Genomic DNA, 231 nt, shown 5'->3' with positions numbered 1-231 from the left:
AAAACGAACTTCCGGTTGGTTTCCCGGTAGATTATGCCGCAAGTTATGGTTTAACGCCGATCAATGTTGGCTTATCTGATATCAGGCCATTGGTTAGGGCAGAGCTCAAAACTTTGTTGGCTACTACAAAAGCTAGGGCAGCTGCAGGCGATGCCATTACTAAAGCACATTATGAAGATTTAAATATCAGAATTACAGATCTTTTAAATCCGAAGAAATAAATGATAGAAT

Annotated in this window: 1 protein-coding gene; it reads left to right on the top strand. The window is 39.4% G+C overall.

Translation table 11 applies throughout. The features are described from left to right. A partial coding sequence (locus Q4550_RS24260; RefSeq protein WP_303536831.1) for a hypothetical protein occupies positions 1 to 221 on the top strand: 221 nt, incomplete at its 5' end. Between the last annotated feature and the right edge of the window lie 10 nt (positions 222 to 231).

The organism is Anaerobacillus sp. 1_MG-2023 (assembly GCF_030547345.1).
Classification (GTDB): Bacteria; Bacillota; Bacilli; order Bacillales; family Guptibacillaceae; genus Guptibacillus; species Guptibacillus hwajinpoensis_B.
Note: the sequence above shows the minus strand (reverse complement) of the source record. Positions and strands in the feature narration are given on the sequence as shown.